The organism is Mycolicibacter algericus DSM 45454 (genome assembly GCF_002086455.1).
Lineage (GTDB): Bacteria > Actinomycetota > Actinomycetes > Mycobacteriales > Mycobacteriaceae > Mycobacterium > Mycobacterium algericum.
In genome coordinates this window covers 181,221-200,066 of sequence record NZ_MVHC01000004.1, presented here as the reverse complement: position 1 = coordinate 200,066, position 18,846 = coordinate 181,221, and the positions used below count along the sequence as shown (strand labels likewise).

General features: G+C 69.3%; 19 protein-coding genes and 1 tRNA gene. 11 read left to right on the top strand and 9 right to left on the bottom strand.

Annotation, left to right across the window (positions count from 1 at the left end; all coding sequences use genetic code 11):
• The first annotated feature begins 25 nt into the window (after positions 1–25).
• Both BST10_RS05965 and BST10_RS05960 read left to right on the top strand, forming a co-directional pair.
• Positions 26–442 (top strand): WhiB family transcriptional regulator, encoded by a 417-nt coding sequence (locus tag BST10_RS05965; protein ID WP_083037039.1) that lies wholly within the window; start codon positions 26–28, stop codon positions 440–442.
• Between the two features lie 48 nt (positions 443–490).
• Positions 491–1,468 (top strand): pirin family protein, encoded by a 978-nt coding sequence (locus BST10_RS05960; protein ID WP_083037036.1) that lies wholly within the window; start codon positions 491–493, stop codon positions 1,466–1,468.
• Here BST10_RS05960 and BST10_RS05955 read toward each other — a convergent pair.
• From BST10_RS05955 to BST10_RS05925, 7 genes are read right to left on the bottom strand one after another with little or no spacing between them, the layout of a single operon-like run.
• Positions 1,465–1,815, bottom strand: a complete 351-nt coding sequence (locus BST10_RS05955) for a DUF5615 family PIN-like protein (RefSeq protein WP_083037034.1) — start codon at positions 1,813–1,815, stop codon at positions 1,465–1,467. The genes BST10_RS05960 and BST10_RS05955 overlap by 4 nt on opposite strands.
• Positions 1,812–2,201: a ribbon-helix-helix protein, CopG family gene (locus BST10_RS05950; protein WP_083037033.1), complete on the bottom strand. Its 390-nt coding sequence runs from the start codon at positions 2,199–2,201 to the stop codon at positions 1,812–1,814. Before BST10_RS05950 ends, BST10_RS05955 begins: the two co-directional genes overlap by 4 nt.
• A gap of 46 nt (positions 2,202–2,247) precedes the next feature.
• On the bottom strand, positions 2,248–3,273 hold the full coding sequence (locus BST10_RS05945) for a zinc-binding dehydrogenase (RefSeq protein ID WP_083037032.1): 1,026 nt from the start codon (positions 3,271–3,273) through the stop codon (positions 2,248–2,250).
• 4 nt (positions 3,274–3,277) lie between these two features.
• The gene (locus tag BST10_RS05940; RefSeq protein ID WP_205277443.1) at positions 3,278–4,048 is read right to left on the bottom strand and encodes an SDR family NAD(P)-dependent oxidoreductase; all 771 of its coding nucleotides are present in this window, start codon (positions 4,046–4,048) and stop codon (positions 3,278–3,280) included.
• Complete coding sequence (gene fadD1, locus BST10_RS05935) at positions 4,045–5,649, bottom strand: fatty-acid--CoA ligase FadD1 (protein WP_083037031.1); 1,605 nt, start codon at positions 5,647–5,649, stop codon at positions 4,045–4,047. Before fadD1 ends, BST10_RS05940 begins: the two co-directional genes overlap by 4 nt.
• 9 nt (positions 5,650–5,658) lie before the next feature.
• Positions 5,659–6,573, bottom strand: coding sequence for an alpha/beta hydrolase (locus tag BST10_RS05930; RefSeq protein WP_013826974.1), 915 nt, complete (start codon positions 6,571–6,573; stop codon positions 5,659–5,661).
• Entirely contained in the window at positions 6,570–7,940 is a 1,371-nt protein-coding gene (locus tag BST10_RS05925; RefSeq protein WP_083037030.1) for a flavin-containing monooxygenase, read from the bottom strand. Before BST10_RS05925 ends, BST10_RS05930 begins: the two co-directional genes overlap by 4 nt.
• A 127-nt stretch (positions 7,941–8,067) precedes the next feature.
• Here BST10_RS05925 and BST10_RS05920 point away from each other — a divergent pair, with 127 nt between their 5' ends.
• The 5 genes from BST10_RS05920 to BST10_RS05900 all read left to right on the top strand — a co-directional run bounded on the left by BST10_RS05920 (position 8,068) and on the right by BST10_RS05900 (position 14,055).
• On the top strand, positions 8,068–8,679 hold the full coding sequence (locus tag BST10_RS05920; RefSeq protein WP_083037029.1) for a TetR/AcrR family transcriptional regulator: 612 nt from the start codon (positions 8,068–8,070) through the stop codon (positions 8,677–8,679).
• Positions 8,680–8,798: 119 nt separating this feature from the next.
• Positions 8,799–10,832 (top strand): toprim domain-containing protein, encoded by a 2,034-nt coding sequence (locus BST10_RS05915; protein WP_013826971.1) that lies wholly within the window; start codon positions 8,799–8,801, stop codon positions 10,830–10,832.
• A gap of 21 nt (positions 10,833–10,853) precedes the next feature.
• A complete protein-coding gene (locus BST10_RS05910; protein ID WP_083037028.1) occupies positions 10,854–12,992 on the top strand; it encodes a DNA gyrase subunit A in 2,139 nt (712 codons plus the stop codon).
• A gap of 293 nt (positions 12,993–13,285) precedes the next feature.
• Positions 13,286–13,549 (top strand): type II toxin-antitoxin system TacA family antitoxin, encoded by a 264-nt coding sequence (locus BST10_RS05905; RefSeq protein WP_013826969.1) that lies wholly within the window; start codon positions 13,286–13,288, stop codon positions 13,547–13,549.
• The gene (locus tag BST10_RS05900; protein ID WP_083037027.1) at positions 13,546–14,055 is read left to right on the top strand and encodes a GNAT family N-acetyltransferase; all 510 of its coding nucleotides are present in this window, start codon (positions 13,546–13,548) and stop codon (positions 14,053–14,055) included. Before BST10_RS05905 ends, BST10_RS05900 begins: the two co-directional genes overlap by 4 nt.
• A gap of 103 nt (positions 14,056–14,158) precedes the next feature.
• On the opposite strand, the gene BST10_RS23220 is transcribed toward BST10_RS05900, so the two are convergent.
• Positions 14,159–14,314, bottom strand: a complete 156-nt coding sequence (locus BST10_RS23220) for a hypothetical protein (RefSeq protein WP_163762394.1) — start codon at positions 14,312–14,314, stop codon at positions 14,159–14,161.
• Here BST10_RS23220 and BST10_RS05895 point away from each other — a divergent pair.
• Complete coding sequence (locus tag BST10_RS05895) at positions 14,298–14,783, top strand: hypothetical protein (RefSeq protein WP_235673666.1); 486 nt, start codon at positions 14,298–14,300, stop codon at positions 14,781–14,783. The genes BST10_RS23220 and BST10_RS05895 overlap by 17 nt on opposite strands.
• Before the next feature lie 41 nt (positions 14,784–14,824).
• Here BST10_RS05895 and BST10_RS05890 read toward each other — a convergent pair.
• A tRNA-Leu gene (locus tag BST10_RS05890) sits at positions 14,825–14,907 on the bottom strand.
• A 256-nt stretch (positions 14,908–15,163) separates the two neighbouring features.
• Between BST10_RS05890 and BST10_RS05885 the strand changes: the two genes are divergently transcribed.
• The 3 genes from BST10_RS05885 (at position 15,164) to BST10_RS05875 (ending at position 18,826) form a co-directional block, all read left to right on the top strand.
• Entirely contained in the window at positions 15,164–16,744 is a 1,581-nt protein-coding gene (locus BST10_RS05885) for an FhaA domain-containing protein (RefSeq protein ID WP_083037026.1), read from the top strand.
• Positions 16,745–16,895: 151 nt separating this feature from the next.
• On the top strand, positions 16,896–17,363 hold the full coding sequence (locus BST10_RS05880; RefSeq protein WP_013826964.1) for an FHA domain-containing protein FhaB/FipA: 468 nt from the start codon (positions 16,896–16,898) through the stop codon (positions 17,361–17,363).
• Positions 17,360–18,826, top strand: a complete 1,467-nt coding sequence (locus tag BST10_RS05875; RefSeq protein WP_083037025.1) for a PP2C family protein-serine/threonine phosphatase — start codon at positions 17,360–17,362, stop codon at positions 18,824–18,826. Before BST10_RS05880 ends, BST10_RS05875 begins: the two co-directional genes overlap by 4 nt.
• The last annotated feature ends 20 nt before the right edge of the window (positions 18,827–18,846 follow it).

The following is an 18,846-nucleotide window of genomic DNA, read 5'->3' as shown; positions in this document are numbered from 1 at the left end:
GATTCGCTTTCAAGAGGAGGCCCCGATGGCACCGCCCTGCGCCACCAACCCCGAACTGTGGTTCGGTTACCCCGACGCTGACGGAGCCGACGGCGCCGCCAAGGCTCGGGCCTACGAACAGTCCGCCACCGAGGCGCGGCTGCTATGCCTGCGCCGCTGCCCCCTGGCGCAGCAGCGTCGCTGCGCCGCGCTGGCGGTGGAGCGCGGCGAGGAGTACGGCGTGTGGGCCGGGGTCAAGCTTCCCGGCGGTCAGTACCGCAAACGCGCCGAGCTCGCGCAAGCCCACGCGGTGCTGCGCGAGATCGCCGCCGGCAACATCAATTCCCGCGAGCTACCCGATAACCAGGTGTTGCTGACCAACCACGAACGGCAGCAGCTGCCGGTGGCCGTGGCGGTTTTTCACCTGCCCACTGACCGGTTCGGTTCCCCGTCGGCAGCGTGACCGGTAGTGTCACCGGCGCGGCTCGGTGCACGGCACGGAGGTGGGCGGTTGAGCAACCTGGAGACCACATCGGCTGAATTCGCCTGTGCGGCAGCACCGGCCGACGGTATCGAGGTGTTACACCCGCGGGAGGTGCCGCTGGGCGGGCCCCGCGCCATGCGGGTTCGCCGCACGCTGCCGCAGCGGCAGCGCTCGCTGATCGGCGCCTGGTGCTTCGTCGACCATTACGGGCCGCATGACATCGGCCGCGCCGGGGGGATGGACGTCCCGCCACATCCGCACACCGGACTGCAGACCGCGACGTGGCTGTTAGACGGCCGCGTCGAGCACCGCGACAGCGGCGGAGTGCACGCGCAGGTGCGCCCCGGCGAGTTGAACCTGATGACCGCCGGCGCAGGCATCTGCCATTCGGAGGTCTCGGTGGACGCCGACGCCGCACCGGTGCTGCACGGTGTTCAGCTGTGGGTGGCGCTGCCGGATTCCGCCCGCCACACCGGCCGAGCCTTCCACCACTACGCACCCGAACCGGTGCCGCTGACCGGTGCCACCGCGCTGGTGTTCCTCGGTGAACTGGCCGGTCACCGCTCCCCCGTTCCGTCGTTCACTCCGCTGCTGGGCGCCCAGGTCGACATGCACCCGCGAAGCGAACTCGCGCTGGAAATCGATCCGGCGTTCGAGCACGGCGTGCTGTGTGATCGGGGTGCGGTCGGGCTGCACGGGGCCGCGCTGGTGGTCGGCGAGCTGGGCTACCAGGGCCCGGGCCGCACGGTGCTGACACTGACCAACACCGGCGACTCCCCCGCCCGGGCGCTGCTGCTGGGTGGGGTGCCGTTCGGCGAAGAGCTGGTGCTGTGGTGGAACTTCATCGGCCGTAGCCACGACGAGATCGCCGAGTACCGGCGGCGGTGGCAGGACGGCGACGATCGGTTCGGCGCGGTCAGCGGCTACCGGGGCCGGCTGGAGCGACTGCCCGCACCGCCACTGCCACCGGTGCGGCTGCGGCCTCGCCGGGCCGACCGTGGCTAAGGCTGCTCCAAGAACACGGTCCGGTCGGCGAGATCTTCGGCTTGCACGGCGGCGACAGCCGCGGCGAGCGGCGCGACCCCCGACGGACGCCGAGAAAACCGCGTGGCCAAGGCGATCAATAGCCCACCGTGGTGCCGACCTCCGGCAAGGTACTCCGCGGCGATCCGCGTGAAATCACCGACGTTCTCGGTGAGCACCGTGTAGCCGCCGGCCACAGCCGCTGCAAACACGGTCGGGTCATCGTGGCCGGCGAGACCGAGGCCGGCCACCGTGCTCACCGTGAGACCGGCTGCTTCCAGACGCTCCGCCAAGGCGGCCGGATACATCTCATCCAGAAGTACCTTCACCGGTTGTCGGCGACGGCGGTCTCACTGCGATGCAGATCGATGCGGGCCTGAATCTCGTCGGGATACGCACTTCGGTACGCCAACGCTGCGTCGATCTGGGGTCGGGTGGCGGTCCCGTCTGCCGCTAGTTCGGCCGTCGGATCGTCGACCGGCCCGAGGTCGTCGATCCACATGGCGATCTCCCAGACGTCGGGCCCGCCGATGACGCCGGCCCGCCGGCCGTTCGGGCCATCGCGAAATGTGATCAACGGATGCTCGTCGCGCCGGGCGCCTTCGTCAGCGTAGCGCCGAAGCCGCTCCGACAGGCTTTCCCCGGCTGCGCGGGCACGCAATCGCAGCCGCTCAGCCAGGCGGTCATCGAGGCGGACAGAGACATTCACCGACATGCCTACAGTGTTGCACGTTGTAAACAATCGTGGGAGCGGCCGTCCGCTACGGCGTGAGCAGCACCTTCACCACGTCCCCGGATCGGGCGGCGACCGCACGGTAGGCGTCGGCCGCGGCGTCCAGCGGCATCTCGGTGGTGAAGATGCCGGCCACCGACAGCCGCCCGGATTGCAGCAGCGGCACCAGTTGCGGCCAGGTCTGCTGAACCGGCGCGGTCGTCATACGCAGCGTGATGCTGCGCACCAGGGCAGCCAGCGCGGGGAAGGGGAAGGGCTGCAGGTCATGCACGCCGACCACCGACACCGTGCCGCCGGCGCGCACCGCGGTCAGGGCGTCGGCCATCGTGGTGTCCGAGCCGACGGCGTCGATCACCGCGTCGACGCCGCGACCGCCGGTGTGTTCCATCGCCGCGACCGTCGCTGACGGCGGTGCGGGTGTGGCGCCCATCGCTGCCGCACGGTCCCGACGCTGGGGGACCGGGTCGATGCCGAGAACCGTTGCCGCGCCGAGGAACAACGCACTTTGTGCCGCACACAGGCCCACCGCTCCCAGCCCGATCACGGCCACGGTGCCACCCACCGGGATGTCGGCACGCAACGCCGCCGCCCAGCCGGTGGCGAGGTTGTCGGTGAGCAGCAGGGCTTCCTCGTCACAGAGCCCGTCGGGGATGGGGGCGAGCTGAAAGTCCGCGCCGGGCACGGCGAGCAGCTCCGACTGGGCCCCGCCCAGGGCGCCGGAGCCGAAGATCAGCGGGCCGGCGTGGCATCGGATCGGGTCGCGGGTGGCGCAGCCGGCGCAACGCCCGCACCCGGCGACCGAGGAGACCATCACCCGGTCGCCGGCCTTGACCGAGGTCACCTCGGGGCCGGCCTCGACGACGGTGCCGATCGCCTCGTGGCCGAGCGGCACCGGATCGACGATGGGGTAATCGCCCTCGTAGAAGTGCAGGTCCGAGCCGCAGATCGCTGTCGCGCTCACCGCGACCACGGCACCGTCGGCGCCGGGCAGGCCGGGGTCGGGGCGGGTGTCGACGCGGACCGATCCGGGCGCATCGATTACGACACTGCGCATCTCGTCATCCTTCTTGTAGGGCTTGGATCTTGCCGAGCAGGTCGGGGTAGCGCTTCATGTGGGCGCCGCCGTTGATGTCGAAGGCCGACCCGGTGATCCACGAGGCGCGCTGCGAGGTCAAGAACTCCACGGCGTCGGCGATGTCGCCCGGGGTGCCGGCCCGGCCCAGCGGGGTGTTCTCGAGGTACTCGTCGGTGAGGCCGGGCACCATGGTCAGCCCGGCGACCAGGGGAGTGTCGACCAGGCCGGGGGAGACGGCGTTGACCCGGATACCGCGGGAGGCCAACTCCAGGGCAGCCACCTGGATCAGCATCAGCACACCGGCTTTGGCGCTGCAGTAGGCGGCCATCGCGGTCCCGGGCTGGCGTCCGTTCAGCGACGAGACCGCCACGATGCTGCCGTCGTCCGCCATGGTGCGGGCCGCGTGCTTGATCACCAGCATGGTGCCGGTCAGGCAGACATCGATGGTGGTCTGCCAGCCGGCCAGGTCGATGTCGGGGATCGCGCCGATCACCGACAGCCCGGCGCAGCTGACCACGCTGCGCACCGGTCCGCGCCGCGCCGCGGTTGCGAATGCCGCGGCGACGCTGTCCTCGTCGGTCACGTCGGCGGTCACCGCACTGGCTGTCTCGCCGAGCTCGGCGGCCCGCTGCTGCGCCGCCTCGGTGTTGATGTCGGCGATCACCACGTGGTCGCCGCGGTCGGCCAGCGCATGCGCGGTGGCCAGCCCGATGCCGGAGGCGCCGCCGACGATCAGCGCCACAGCTTGTGTCATCGGTGAGCTCCTGCTGTTGTGCCGTAGTTGTATTCACGCTCCGGCCGCACCCACAGCGGGTCCGCGCCGACATCACTACCCTCGGCCACCAGCACGCGTTTGAGGATCTTGTTGGTGGCCGTCGCGGGCAGTTGCGCCATGATCCGGACGTAGCGTGGCCATGCCTTGGGCGACAGGTCCTCTTGGGCGGCAAGGAATTCGGTGAACTCGCTCCGGGCCAGCTCGGTGTCGTCGCGTAGCACCAGGGCGGCCATCACCTGGTCGCCGACGTTGTCGTCGGGCACCGCGTACACCGCGGCCTGGTTGATCTTGGGGTGGCGCATCAGAACGCGCTCGATCGGGGCGGCAGCCAGATTCTCGCCGTCGACGCGCATCCAGTCGGCGGTGCGCCCCGCCAGGTAGATCCAGCCGTCGGCATCCTTGTAGGCCAGGTCGCCCGACCAGTAGATGCCGTCGCGCATCCGCTCGGAGGTGGCTTCGGCGTTGTTGTAGTAGCCGGTGAAGAACCCCGAACCGGCGGTGTTGACCAGCTCTCCGATCGCCTCCTCGGCGTTGGTCAGCGCACCGTGCTCGTCGAACACCGCGGTCGGGCATTCGGCGACCGGGTCGCTCTTGTAGATGGCCACACCGGGAAAGCCGCGCCCCACCGAGCCGGGCGGGGTACCTTCGTCGCGGGTGATGGTGACGGCGTTCTCGGTGGACCCGAACGCGTCGACCACGTGGACGCCGAACCGGCGGGCGAATTCGGCGATGTCGCGTTCGGAGGCCTCGTTGCCGAACGCGACGCGCAGCGGGTTGTCGGCGTCATCGGGTTGTTCGGGATGTGCGAGCAGGTAGGCGAACGGCTTGCCGACGTAGTTCATGTAGGTGGCGCCGTAGCCGCGGATGTCGGCCAGGAATCCCGAGGCGGAGAACTTCGCCGGGGCCATCGCCGCACCGGCGGCCACCGCGGGCCCGAAGCCGGCGGCGATCGCATTCGAGTGGAACAGCGGCATCGACAGGTAGACGACGTCGTCGGCGCCCAGTTCGAACCGTTCGGTCAGGCTCTGCCCGGCGACCAGCACCATGAAGTGGCTGACCAGCACCGCTTTCGGGTCGCCGCTGGTGCCCGAGGTGAAGATCAGCATGAACGGGTCCAGCGGCTGCGCCTGCCGGTGCGGTTGCAGCTCACCGGCGCCGGCGCACTGCTGCTCCCAGGCCGGGGCGTCGACGTCGATGACGGTGATTCCGGTCAGGTCCACCCCGTTCAACAACCCGCGGTGCGCGGCATCGACGAGCAGGATCTGCACGTCGGCGGTGCGCAGGTCGCCGGCCAGCGCCGATCCGCGCCGGGTGTCGTTGACGCCGCACAGCACGTAGCCGCCGAGCCCGGCGCCGGCGATCGCAGTGAGCATCGCCGGGGTGTTGCCCAACAGGGCGCCCACGTGCACCGGGCGGCCGGTGTCGGCGCGAGCGAGCAGTGCGGCGGCATGGCGGGCCGCCCGGTCGAGGTACTCGCGCCAGCTCCAGCGGATCTGGCCGCCGCGGGCGTCGTTGTAGAACACCGCCGACCCGTCGGCGGCCGCGCGGTCGGCAAGCAGTTGCTGCATCGTCTCGGCCATGGTGCCCTCCTAACCCGTGACGGTAGCGGCCGGTGCGGTCAGGTGCCGGCTCAAGAATGCGATCTGGTGCTCGACAACATGATCGAACCACTCGCCGCCGGAGAAGACGTCGAAGTGGTCGCAGGGGTAGTGGCGTACTTCGGCGCGCGCGGCGAACGCCGCCTTGGCCGCGGCCTGCGGGGGAGCGCCCCGGTCGAAATCGGCGATCTGCACCAGCATCGGGCAGCGGATCGCCGCGGCGTGCTTGGCGGCCGGTCGGTAGCCGCCGAGTTGGACGCCGACCTGCGCGTCGACCTCGTTGCGCCAGGTGGGGCCGGCCATCGCGAGGTAGGCCTCGTAGTAGCCGTCGGCGGTCAGCGTTGCCAGTTCACCGGGCCTGCCCACCAGCGGGATCGTCGCCGGTGGACGGCCGGCCCGCTGGGCCAGCGCGCTGCGCCAGCCGGTCACCGTCGAGCGCAGCAGGTTTGCCGGGCGGTGGTGGGGTAGCGCCGCGGCCGCGGCGGCCGGTCCGCTGACCAGCGGCGTCAGTGCCACGGCGGCCGCGACGCCGGGGGCGGTTGCCGCCACCTCGAACACATGGCCACCGGCCAGCGAAACACCCCACACCACGACCCGCCGCGGATCAACACCGGGTTGACGTGCCGCGGCCGCACACGCGGCGCGGAAGTCGGCTACTTGCTCCTTGACCGAAATCCGTTGCCGTGGCCGGCCGTCGGACTCCCCGAAGTAACGGTAATCGAAGGCCAACGCGGCGAAGCCGGCCGAACTCAACCGCTCGGCGAAGGGAACCAAACCCGAGTCGACGGTGCCGCCGAAACCGTGCCCGAGCACCACCACCGGCGCGCTGTCGTCGTCGTCGCCGGCGGCGGGGAAGAACTGCCCGACGCAGCTGGTGCCGTCGCTGTCGAACCGGATCCGGTTCATGCCGATACCCCTTCCTCGCCCGCCTCGACCCCGGCCCAGCGGGGGGCACCGAGGACGGCGGCCCGCCGTGCACCGCGCGGGATCTCGGCGGTGCGCAGGTCGTGCTCGTAAAGGAAGTAGTCGAGCTGCTGGGTGTGCCGCGGGGTGTCGAGCATGTGGCCGGTGAACTTGCGCATGTCGGCGTCGATCACCCGGCGCATCTCGGCGAGCGGCGGCGGCCGGTAGCGCCCGACCGCATAGGCACCGATCAACCGGGCTTGTGCCTCGACGAACGGGAACAGCGTGGGGGTGGGCTGGGCGAAGCCGGCGAACACCAGGTCATCGATGCCGGGATAGAACATCCGCTTGTACAGGTCGATCCGGTTGTCCGGTGCGCTGATGAACTCCGGGTCGAAGAACGGGAAGGTGATGTTGTAGCCGGTGGCGTAGATGATGACGTCGAAGTCACTGCTGGTGCCATCGGTGAAATGCACGGTGGCGCCGTCGAATCGGCTGATGTTGGGCTTGGGGATGACGTCACCGGACCCGAGCCGCAGCGGCAGCTCCACCGACTGGGTGGGGTGGGCCTCGAAGAACTTGTGGTTGGGCGTCGGCAGGCCGACATCCTCGGGCTGCCCGGCGATCAGCGGCTGGGTCCACTGCAGGAACCTGCGCTGCCAGGAGAACGGCAGATACGGACTGGTTCGGTAGTACTTGTCGGCGGGCTTGCCGGCCAGGTACTTCGGCACGATCCAGGCGCCGGAGCGCGTCGACAGCGTCAGTTCGTTGTCCAGGGCCTTCGACGACAGCTCGACGGCGATGTCGGCCGCACTGTTGCCCAGGCCGACGACCAGGATGCGCTTGCCGCTGAACTCCAGCGGCGTCTTCGGGTCGATGTAGTGGTGCGCGTGCAGCGTCTCGCCGCTGAATTCCCCCGGGAAGTCCGGGTAGCGCGGATCCCAGTGGTGGCCGTTGGCGACCACCAGCAGGTCGAAGCGGCGGCGCGCACCCCCGGCCAGCTGCAGCTCCCAGCCGCCACCGGGCAGCCGCTGCGCGTGTACGACCTTCGTCTCGAACTCGATGTTGCGTTTGAGTTCGAAGGCGGCCGCGTAGCCCTCCAGGTACTCCTTGACCAACGTGTGGTGCAAGAAGTCGGGGTAGTGGGCCGGCATCGGAAAGTCCTTGAAGGACAGCTGATGTTTCGAGGTGTCGATGTGCAGCGACCGATAGGCACTGGAGTGCCCGTTGGGGTTGCCGAAGGCCCAGTTGCCGCCGATCCGGTCGGAGGATTCGAAGCAGGTGTAGTCGACCGCGTAGTCGGACAGCATTTTCCCGGCCGTCAGCCCGCTGATGCCGGCCCCGATGATCGCGGTGCGGGGTGCGGACATGGCTGGACCTCCGGCGTCGGGGGAATAGACAGGCTGAGCGGAAGTGTCTACGCAATGAGTCGCAATAGTACACAGATCCTTGAATCTGTCTACCGTCTTGCTAGGCTTGCCGGCCAGGAGGTGGGCCGTGAACGCAAAGCCGGCAGTCGCGTCGTCGACAACCGACCGACTGCTGGACGCGACCGAGCAGCTGCTGGCCGACAAGGGGATCCGGGCCACCACGATGATCGACGTCGCCGAGCGCGCCGGCGTGTCGCGGGCCTGGCTGTACCGGAATTTTCCGGACAAGCCGACGCTGGTGGGCACGGCGATCATCCGGCTGGTCGAGACCAGCTGGGCGCAGACCCGCGCCGAGCTGTCGACGCTGTCCGGCTTCGAAGACCAGCTGGTGGCCGGGGTGCAGATCGGCCGACGGGCCTACGACGACCCGGGCACGCTGTTGATGCGGCTGCGTACCTCCGAACCCGACGAGTTCACCGCCTGCGCCGGGGCCGGCGTGCGCGGCCTGGTCCCGGATCTCGCGGGGTTCTGGCAACCCTTCGTCGAAGCCGCCGCCGCGGCCGGGGACATCCATCCCGACACCGACATCGGCGAGGCCAGCGAATGGATCGCCCGGGTGATGATCAGCCTGGGCAGCGTGCCGGGCAGCCACATCGACCCCGATGACCCCGCCTCGCTGCGGCGGCATCTGCGCCGCTACGTGCTGCCGGCGCTGCGGGTTGCACCGAGCCCGACCTGACCGGGGGCCACCAGCGGGCAGACGCTGCCGCAATCGCCGACCAGAATCCACTGGGATGTCAGCTGCGCCGTCTACCATTCCTGCGGCACCTCACCCGGCATTGATGGAGAACACGAGCAGTGAGCTACACCGCGGCCGACATCACCGAGCTCGACGATGTCCAGCACACCCGCCTGCGACCGGCGGTCAACCTCGGCCTGGACGTGCTCAACACCGCTATGCGGGAGCTGGTGGACAACGCGATCGAAGAGGTGGCTGATCCCAGCCACGGCGGGTCCTGCGTGACGATCACCTTGCACGCCGACGGATCGGTCAGCGTCGCCGACGACGGCCGGGGCCTGCCCGTCGACTCCGACCCGGTGAACGGCAAGAACGGCATCGTCAAAACCCTGGGCACCGCGCGGGCAGGCGGCAAATTCTCGGTCCATGCCGACGCTGCCAGCACCGGCGCCGGCCTGAACGGAATCGGCGCCGCGGCAGCCGTCTTCATCTCCGCGCGTACCGATGTCACAGTGCGCCGAGCCGGCAAGACCTACCTGCAGAGCTTCGGCCGCGGCTATCCCGGGGTGTTCGAGGGCAGCGATTTCGACCCGGACGCCCCGTTCACCCGCGCCGACACCCAGAAACTGCGCGGCACTGCCAACCGCAAGCCCAACGCACACGGCACCACCGTTCGGATCCTGTTCGACCCGGCCGTGGTGCCCGATTCCACCGTGGATATCGGCGAGGTGCTGTTGCGGGCCCACGCCTCGTCTCGGATGTCGCCCGGCGTGCACCTGGTCGTGGTCGACGAAGGCTGGCCCGGCGAGGAGATTCCCCCGGCATTGACCGCGCCGTTCAGCGGCCCCTGGGGCACCGACACCCTGTTGGACCTGATGTGCACCGCCGCGGGCACACCCAGCCCCGAGGTCCGCGCCGTCGTTGAGGGCCGCGGCGAGTACACCACCGGCCGGGGGCCGACCCCGTTCCGCTGGTCGTTGACCGCAGGCCCGGCCGAGCCGGCGACGGTAGCCGCGTTCTGCAATACCGTACGCACCCCCGGCGGCGGATCGCACCTGACCGCCGCGGTCAAAGGGCTGACCGAAGCCCTGGCCGACCGCGCCTCCCGGATCCGCGACCTGGGCCTGGCCAAGGGCGAAGAGGGCCCGGAGCCACAGGATTTCGCCGCCGTCACGGCGCTGGCCGTCGACACTCGTGCACCCGATGTGGCCTGGGACTCCCAGGCCAAGACCGCGGTCTCATCGCGGTCGCTGAACCTGGCGATGGCCCCGGATGTGGCGCGCAGCGTCACCATCTGGGCGGCCAACCCCGCCAACGCCGACACCGTGACGCTGTGGACGAAGCTGGCGCTGGAGTCGGCCCGGGCCCGGCGCAGCGCCGAAGGCGCCAAGGCCCGATCCCGCGCGGCGTCCAAGGCCAAAGGCCTGGGAACCAACCTGTCGCTGCCACCGAAACTGCTGCCCAGCAAGGAAACCGGCCGCGGATCCGGTGCCGAGCTGTTCCTGTGTGAAGGCGATTCGGCGCTCGGCACGATCAAAGCAGCGCGCGACGCCACGTTTCAGGCGGCCTTCCCACTCAAGGGCAAGCCGCCCAACGTCTACGGCTTCGCCTTGAGCAAGGCGCGGGCCAAGGACGAGTTCGATTCGATCGAACGCATTCTGGGCTGCGGGGTGCGCGACAACTGTGACCCGGAACTGTGCCGCTACGACCGGATCCTGTTCGCCTCCGACGCCGACCCCGACGGGGGGAACATCAACTCCAGCCTGATCTCGATGTTCCTGGACTTCTACCGCCCGCTCGTCGAGGCCGGGATGGTCTACGTCACCCTGCCGCCGCTGTTCGTCGTCAAGGACGGCACGCAGCGGATCTACTGCCAGGACGAGTCCGAACGCGACGCCGCGGTCGCGCAGCTCAAAGCCTCCTCGAAACGCAAGATCGAAGTGCAGCGCAACAAGGGCCTCGGTGAGATGGATGCCGACGACTTCTGGAACACCGTGCTGGATCCGCAGCGGCGCACCGTCATTCGGGTGCATCTCGATGACGGTGAGAGCACGCTGCACCACACCCTGTTCGGCGGACCGCCCGAGGGCCGGCGCACCTGGATGGCCGATGTCGCCGCCCGGGTCGACACCGCCGCGCTGGACCTGACGTAGCGGACCGCTAGGAGAATCGCCGTGACCGCCACCCTGGACATTCCCGAACAGAACCCCGACCTGGTGCTCGACCAGAGTGCCGATGACTATTGGAACCACTACCAGCTGACGTTCGCGCTGTACAGCGTCAGCGACCGCGCCATCCCTTCGGCGTTCGACGGGCTCAAGCCCGGCCAGCGTCGGCTGCTCTATCAGATGCACGACTCGAAACTGCTGCCCGGCAACAAGCCGCAGAAGTCCTCGAAGGTCTGCTCGGCCGTCACCGGCAACCTGCACCCGCACGGTGGCGCCTCGATGTACGGGGCGGCGGCGCTGCTGGCGGCGGACTTCCAGCGGGTGAAAGTCATTGACGGCCACGGCGCCTTCCCCCGCATTCAGGGGGATATCCCCGCCGCCGACCGCTACACCGAGATGCGCCTCTCGGCGCCCGGGGCAGCGCTGACCGCCGAACTCGACGATCACGCGGTGCCGATGATGTCCACGTTCGACGGTGAGTGGACCGAACCCACGGTGCTGCCGGCCCGGTGGCCGGTGCTGCTCTGCAACGGCGCCGTCGGCATCGCCGAAGGCTGGGCGACCAAGGTCCCCGCCCACAACCCGCGCGAGATCATGGCCGCCTGCCGGGCGCTGCTGGCCACGCCGAATATGACCGACGACAGACTGGTGAAACTCATTCCCGGGCCGGACTGGGGGTGCGGCGCCACGGTGGTCGGCACGGCCGGGCTCCGTGAATACCTGACCACCGGCCGCGGCGCGTTCACGGTACGGGGCACGGTTTCCGTCGAGGGCAAGGATGTGATCGTCACGGAGCTGCCGCCCGGGGTGGCGAGTAACACTGTGCAGGAACGGATTCGGTCGTTGATCGAGTCCGGCGAGCTGTCGGGCGTCTCGGATATGTCAGATCTGACCGACCGGCGCAACGGGCTTCGCATCGTGGTGACCGCCAAACGCGGACACAGCGCCGAACAGATCCGCGACCAACTGTTGGCCCTCACGCCGCTGGAGTCGACATTCGCCGCCAGCCTGGTCGCACTCGACGAGAACCGGGTGCCGCGCTGGTGGTCGGTGCGTGAGTTGATCCGGGCGTTTTTGTCGCTGCGCGATTCAGTGGTGCTGCACCGCAGCGAGTACCGGCTGGAGAAGGTCGCCGCGCGCCGCCACCTGGTGGCCGGCCTGATGGTCATCCACCTCGACATCGACGCCGCGGTCGCGGTGATCCGCGGCTCCGACACCGTCGACGAGGCCCGGCAGGGACTGCAGCAGCGGTTCGAGATCGATGCCGAGCAGGCCGATTACGTCCTGGCGCTGCAGCTTCGCCGGTTGACCAAGCTCGACGTCATCGAACTGCGGGCCGAAGCCGAAAAATTGGACGCCGAGTTCGCCGAACTGACCGAGCTGGTGGCCAACCCCGACGCCCGCCGCAAGGTGATCGACCGGGAGCTGGTCGAGACCGCGAAACTGTTCAAAGGCCCCGAGTTCGACCGTCGCACCGTGCTGGACTCCGAGGCCACGCCGGTGACGTCCGGCGTCGACGAGGACGGGCCGCGCGAGCGAAAGGTCAACGCCGCCTGGCGCCTCGATGAGCGCGGCGTGTTCTCCGACAGCCACGGCGACCTGCTCACCCCGGGTCTGGGGTGGGCGGTGTGGACCGACGGGCGGATCAAATTCACCACCGGCGCCGGGCTGCCGTACAAGATCCGCGACATCCCCGTCGCGCCGGACATCACCGGGCTGCTGTGCTCCGGCGTGCTGGCGGACGGTCACCACCTGGCCTTGGTGACCCGCCTCGGAAAGGTGCTGCGCATCGACCCGGCCACGGTGAACCCGCAGGGCGCGGCCGGCAACGGGGTGGCCGGGATCAAGCTCGCCGGCGAGGGCGATGAAGTCATCGCCGCGCTGCCGCTCAGCTGCGGAAACGGCGAGGCCATCCTGTCAAGATCCGAAAAAGGCTGGAAAGTAACCGAAGTCGCCGATATCCCGGTCAAGAAGCGCGGCGGCGCCGGCGTCGGGTTCCACCCGTTCGTCAAGGGTGAGGAGGCGCTGTTCTCGGCGTCGGTCTCGGCGACCGGGTTCGTGCGCGGGAAGCGGGCGGTGCGGGCCGAGCCGCGCGCGAAGGCGTCGATCAAGGGTTCCGGTGATGGCGTGACGCCGGCGTCGTAACCGGCGGCTGTGGATAAACCGCGGCGACGGCACAGCCGAGAGGCCGCCCCGGCGTACGCTGCACTCATGCCGTCGGAGAACCTCGAGGAATAGAAGGCATGCCTCCCCCTCACAGGGGTTGAAAGCGACGAGACGACCGTGGCCGTCCCCACCGCGACCCGACCTGCCCCGGTACTTCTTCCCGTAAGCCAGCGAGTGTTTTACCGGTATGAAGTGCATCGCCGCTGTTCAGAGGCATGACAGATACCCCGTTGCATTGTGTGCCCGATAGGCACACAATGGTTGACATGGCTATGAAGACGGAGCGGTTCGCGGTGCGCCTGACTGCTGAGCAGGACGCGCTGATTCGTCGTGCCGCCGAAGTGGAGGGGACCGATCTGACCAACTTCACAGTGACTGCGACGCTGGCGCATGCCCGCGAGGTGCTCGCCGATCGGCGGCTGTTCATGCTTGATGCGTCGGCCTGGTCGGAGTTCGTGTCGGTGCTGGACCGCCCGGTGTCGCAGCAGCCGCGGCTGGAGAAGTTGTTCGCGGAGCCTTCGATCTTCGACGAGTGAGCGGTTACAGCGCGCCCCGGCCGATCAGCGAGGGCGATGCGGTCGCCGAGTTCGACAGCGGCGAGCCCACCCTGGACGAGTACCTGCGGGGGCGCGCCCTGGCCAACCACGTCGAAGGTGCCTCCCGGTGCTTTGTGACGTGCCGGGACGGCCGCGTCGTCGGGTTCTACGCGCTGGCCTCGGCGGCGGTGGAGCGCGCCGGCACACCCGGGCGGGTGCGGCGCAACATGCCCGATCCGGTGCCGGTGATCCTGTTGTCGCGGCTGGCGATCGACCGCAAGGAACAGGGCAAGGGGCTGGGCGCGCAGCTGCTGCGCGACGCGATTACTCGCGCGGTGGCCGCTGCGGAGATCATCGGTGTGCGGGCACTGCTCGTGCACGCCCTGCACGAGCAGGCGCGGGCGTTCTACGCGCACTTCGATTTCGAGCCCTCACCGACCGACCCGCTGCACCTGCTGCTCCTGATCAAAGACGCCCGCGCCCTGCTCGACCCGCCGCAGAAGTGACGGGCTGATTCCCGACGACATGGAGAACGCACCCGGGGACCGGCGGTGGCGATCAGCAGAGACCTTCCAGGAGTTTCTGAATCACATGGAGGAGTTCCGGCGTTCACCGCATGGCCAGCAGCTTCAGGCCGATCAACAGGCCGCCGAGGCCGACCTGCAGGCCTGGTTGGCCGGTCAGCCGGGCGTCGCCATCGGCCGCCACGGCGGGCAAGTTCCCGAGCAGTGGGTGGTAGCGGACTCCGATGACCGAGGAAAGCATCGACGTCGAGTTGCTGGGACAGTCGGCGTTCCACAAACTCACACATAGCTTCGCGATCCGCGACCGACTGCGCGACGTCCTTGCCGAGCGGCGGGCGATGGAGCGGCAGTACCGCCGGCGCGACAACAGCGACGAGTTCACGTCGCGCACGGCGTGGACTGAGTGGGTGCTGGAGTCCGATCTCAACTACACCGAGGCAGCGCTGCTCCTGGGGGATTTGATTCACAATCTGCGTGCCGCGCTGGATCACGCCGTGTGGGCAATCACCCCGGTACACCTCCAAGAGAAGCGACCGACCGAGGTGGCGTTCGCGCTGCGCTCGACCGAGCCGGCATCGGACGCGCCCACGCCGGCACCCGCAAAACCGGCCACCACGTCATCGCCCACCACCACATCGACCCCGACCACAACTACTGGCCCAACAAACAGAAAAACCCCGGCACAAACCGGGGCAATCTGTAACCGATGACGCGACTCAAGTGTCACCTATGACGCGACTCATCACAATTGTGGGCGAAGGGGGACTTGAACCCCCACGTCCCGAAGGACACTGGCACCTGAAGCCAGCGCGTCTGCCATTCCGCCACTCGCCCGAGCGACCGAGGGAGCCTATCACGGTTGCCGAAGGGTGCCTTCGACACGGTTCGGCGACCGCAGACCACCGTAACGCAGGCCCTCGTGACCCCACCGTGACCTGGTCTTATCCGATTCTCCGCCGTACAAGGGTGCCGCGGTGACACTCCGGGTCGATACCATGTCCAAGCGGATGCAGCGCAGCGACACGCCGCGGCGACGCGTCCCCGGCTGAATTGACGGCGAATTGACGGCGGCGAGTGAGGCAGGCAGCGGATGGACAGCCAGCGCGGGCTGGTTCAGCGCATCGAGCGCAAGCTCGAATCCGCCGTGGAGGATGCGATGGCCAGGGTCTTCGGCGGGGAGGTCGTCCCCGAGGAGATCGAGGCGGCGTTGCGCCGCGAAGCCGCCGCGGGGGTGCGGGCATTGGCCGGAAATCAGCTTTTGGCACCCAACGAATACGTCATTACCCTCGGTGTGGACGACTACGAGAATGTGGGCGCCGACCAGGATTGGACGTCGAAGGCCTTCGCCCGGCATTTAGCGGGATATATCGGCGAACAGGGGTGGCAAACGTATGGTGATGTGGTTGTCCGGTTCGAGCAGTCGCCGAGTCTGCGTACCGGTCAGGTCCGCACGCGGGGCGCTGTCAATCCGGATGCCCGCCCCAGCCACACGGTCAATGAACCCCGCCCGCCACAATCAGATCATGCGTTTTTCGCAGAATCAGGAGTGCCACCGATGACCGATAACCCGAGCTACCGCGGCGCCCATGGGCAGCAGGACCGTCCCGGCGATGACTATTACGACCCGCGCTACAGCCGGCCCGCCGATGACCCCCGCGGCGGCCAAGAGCCCCGCGGCCAGTATGCCCCGGAACCGGAGCCATACCAGCCGGACCAGCGCGGTGGCGGCTACCCCGACCAGGGTCCGGGCGGCCAGGGCGGCCAGGGCGGCCAGGGCGGCCCCGGCGGCTACGCCCCGCCCCGTCGGCCCGAGCAGGGCGGCTACCCCGAGCACGGTGGCTACCCCGAGCAGGGCGGCTACCCGGAGCAGGGCGGTTACGCCGGCGGCCAGGGCGGCTACCCCCAGTCCTACGAGCCCCAGCCCTACGAGCAGGGGCCGCCGAGCGGCTACGGCGCCCCCGCCGGCTACGAGCCGGGCTACCCGCAGCACCAGCAGCCAGCGGCGCCGGGCTACCCGGGCGGCGGAGGACAGCCCGGTTACGGCGACTACGAGCGCCCCCCAGCCCGCCACGACGATTACTCCCAGCTCGGGGGATACCCCGAGGCGCAGCCCGAGCAACGGCCCGCCTACCCCGACCAGGGCGGCCCTGGCTACCCCGACCAGGGCTCGCCGTCCTACGGCCGCCAGGAGTACGGCCAGCCCGACTACCGCTACGGCGAGTCCCAGGGCGCCCCGAGCGGCTATGACTACGGTCCGGACTACGGCCAGCAGGCTCCCGGCGGCTACGGCGACGCGCAGGGCGGCGGCTACGACTACGGCCAGCAGCCCGCGGGTGGTTACGAGGCTCCGGGCGGCGGCTACGGCCAGCGCGCCTACTCGGCTCCGGCCTCGGTCACGCTGCATCTCGACGACGGCAGCGGCCGGACCTACCAGCTGCACGAGGGCACCAACGTGGTGGGCCGCGGCCAAGACGCCCAGTTCCGGCTTCCGGACACCGGGGTGTCGCGGCGTCATCTGGAGATTCGCTGGGATGGCCGGGTGGCACTGCTGTCGGACCTGAACTCCACCAACGGCACCACGGTGAACAACGCTCCGGTTCAGGAGTGGCAGCTGGCCGACGGCGACGTGGTCCGGCTGGGTCACTCCGAGATCATCGTTCGAGTCCACTAGGGGGCGACCGAGGGCCACGCCGAACCGGCCGGAACAGCAAAGCCCTGCCGCTTTGCCCTACGGTCACTCACGTCCAAGTATCGTGACTTTGCCGAAGTGCTCCGCCATGGGGAGCACGACATGGACGGCGCAAGGACGGAGAGGACGCCGGATGCAGGGACTGGTGCTGCAGCTGACGCGAGCCGGTTTTTTGACGTTGCTGTGGCTGTTCATCTGGTCGGTGCTGCGGATATTGCGGACCGACATCTACGCGCCGACCGGTGCGGTGATGGTCCGCCGCGGCCTGTCGATCCGGGGCGTGCTGCTGCCGTCGCGGCAGCATCGCGCCGGCGCACGCCACCTGGTGGTGACGGAGGGGCCCCTCACCGGGGCCCGGATCGCACTGAGCGACCAGCCGGTTCTGGTCGGCCGCGCCGACGACTCCACCCTGGTGATCAACGACGACTACGCCTCCACCCGGCACGCCCGCCTGTCTCAACGAGGGTCGGAATGGTATGTCGAAGACCTCGGCTCGACCAACGGCACCTACCTTGACAGGGTGAAGGTCACCACAGCGGTACGGGTTCCCGTCGGGACGCCGATACGAATCGGCAAGACCGCGATCGAGCTCCGCCGGTGAGCCTGGTGCTGCGCTACGCCGCCCGCAGTGACCGCGGCCTGGTGCGCTCCAACAACGAGGATTCGGTGTACGCCGGTGCCCGGCTGCTGGCGCTGGCCGACGGCATGGGCGGGCACGCGGCCGGTGAGGTCGCTTCCCAGCTCGTTATCGCCGCGCTGGCCCACCTCGACGACGACGAGCCGGGTGGCGACCTGCTGGCGAAATTGGAATCTGCGGTGCAGGAAGGCAACTCGGCGATCGCGGCGTACGTCGAGGACCATCCCGAGCTCGAGGGCATGGGCACCACCTTGACCGCGATCCTGTTTGCGGCCCCCCGGCTGGGGCTGGCCCACATCGGCGACTCGCGCGGGTATCTGCTGCGCGACGGCGAACTCACCCAGATCACCAAGGACGACACCTTCGTTCAGACCTTGGTCGACGAGGGCCGCATCACCTTGGAGGAGGCGCACAGCCATCCGCAGCGTTCCCTGATCATGCGGGCGTTGACCGGCCACGAGGTGGAGCCGACGCTGATCATGCGCGAGGCCCAGGCCGGCGACCGCTACCTGCTGTGCTCCGACGGATTGAGCGATCCGGTGAGCACCGAGACCATCCACGAGGCGCTGGAGATCCCCGACGTCAATGAGAGCGCGCTGCGGCTGATCGAGCTGGCGCTGCGCGGCGGTGGGCCCGACAACGTGACCGTGGTGGTGGCCGACGTCGTCGACGTCGACTACGGCCAGACCCAACCGATCTTGGCCGGGGCGGTCTCCGACAGCGACGACGATCACCTGACCGCCCTCAACACCGCCGCCGGCCGGGCGTCGGCGATCTCCCCGCGCAAGACCGTCGCCAAACGGGTGCTGCCGCGGATCGAAACCCTGTCGCGGCCGCCGCGCTCCCGGCGCCGCAAATTCGTCATTGCGATGTTGCTGCTGATCCTGCTGGCCGCTGCCCTGATGATCGGGCGGGCGATCGTCCGCACCAACTATTACGTCACCGCCTACGGCAACACCGTGGCGATCATGCGCGGTGTGCAGGGTTCGATTCTCGGGCTGCCGTTGCAGGAGCCCTACCTGCTGGGTTGCCTCGACAGCCGCGGCGACTTGGTGCAAATCAGCTTCAGCCAATCCGGTGACAAGCTGTCCTGCCGCCTGATGACGTTGCAGGATCTGCGTCCACCAGCGCGCCAGCAGGTCAGCAACGGCCTGCCGGCCGGGACCCTCGACGACGCGATCACCCAGCTGCGCAACCTGGCCCGTGACTCGCTGTTGCCGCCGTGTCCATCGCGGAGCACCACCGGGAAGACCGGCGGCGGTGGTTCGGCGCCCTCGCACGCACCGGATCCCGGCCCGGCACCGACCGGTCCGCGGCCCGGCCCCGCTCAACGCACGCCGACCTCCGGGGTGCCGCACCTGCCCACGTTGACCAACCTGCCGCCGGCCCCGCCAGAACCGGGGACCGACTGCCGGGCGGCCTCATGACCCGCGCCAGCGACGATGCG

What these genes read in the sequence shown, in the direction of transcription:
- BST10_RS05965 (WP_083037039.1), top strand. Translation starts at nt 26, where the DNA reads ATGGCACCGCCCTGCGCCACCAACCCCGAACTGTGGTTCGGTTACCCC.
- BST10_RS05950 (WP_083037033.1), bottom strand. Translation starts at nt 2,201, where the DNA reads ATGTCGGTGAATGTCTCTGTCCGCCTCGATGACCGCCTGGCTGAGCGG.
- BST10_RS05945 (WP_083037032.1), bottom strand. Translation starts at nt 3,273, where the DNA reads ATGCGCAGTGTCGTAATCGATGCGCCCGGATCGGTCCGCGTCGACACC.
- BST10_RS05940 (WP_205277443.1), bottom strand. Translation starts at nt 4,048, where the DNA reads ATGACACAAGCTGTGGCGCTGATCGTCGGCGGCGCCTCCGGCATCGGG.
- fadD1 (WP_083037031.1), bottom strand. Translation starts at nt 5,649, where the DNA reads ATGGCCGAGACGATGCAGCAACTGCTTGCCGACCGCGCGGCCGCCGAC.
- BST10_RS05930 (WP_013826974.1), bottom strand. Translation starts at nt 6,573, where the DNA reads ATGAACCGGATCCGGTTCGACAGCGACGGCACCAGCTGCGTCGGGCAG.
- BST10_RS05925 (WP_083037030.1), bottom strand. Translation starts at nt 7,940, where the DNA reads ATGTCCGCACCCCGCACCGCGATCATCGGGGCCGGCATCAGCGGGCTG.
- BST10_RS05905 (WP_013826969.1), top strand. Translation starts at nt 13,286, where the DNA reads ATGAAGACGGAGCGGTTCGCGGTGCGCCTGACTGCTGAGCAGGACGCG.
- BST10_RS05895 (WP_235673666.1), top strand. Translation starts at nt 14,298, where the DNA reads ATGACCGAGGAAAGCATCGACGTCGAGTTGCTGGGACAGTCGGCGTTC.
- BST10_RS23220 (WP_163762394.1), bottom strand. Translation starts at nt 14,314, where the DNA reads ATGCTTTCCTCGGTCATCGGAGTCCGCTACCACCCACTGCTCGGGAAC.
- BST10_RS05885 (WP_083037026.1), top strand. Translation starts at nt 15,164, where the DNA reads ATGGACAGCCAGCGCGGGCTGGTTCAGCGCATCGAGCGCAAGCTCGAA.
- BST10_RS05880 (WP_013826964.1), top strand. Translation starts at nt 16,896, where the DNA reads ATGCAGGGACTGGTGCTGCAGCTGACGCGAGCCGGTTTTTTGACGTTG.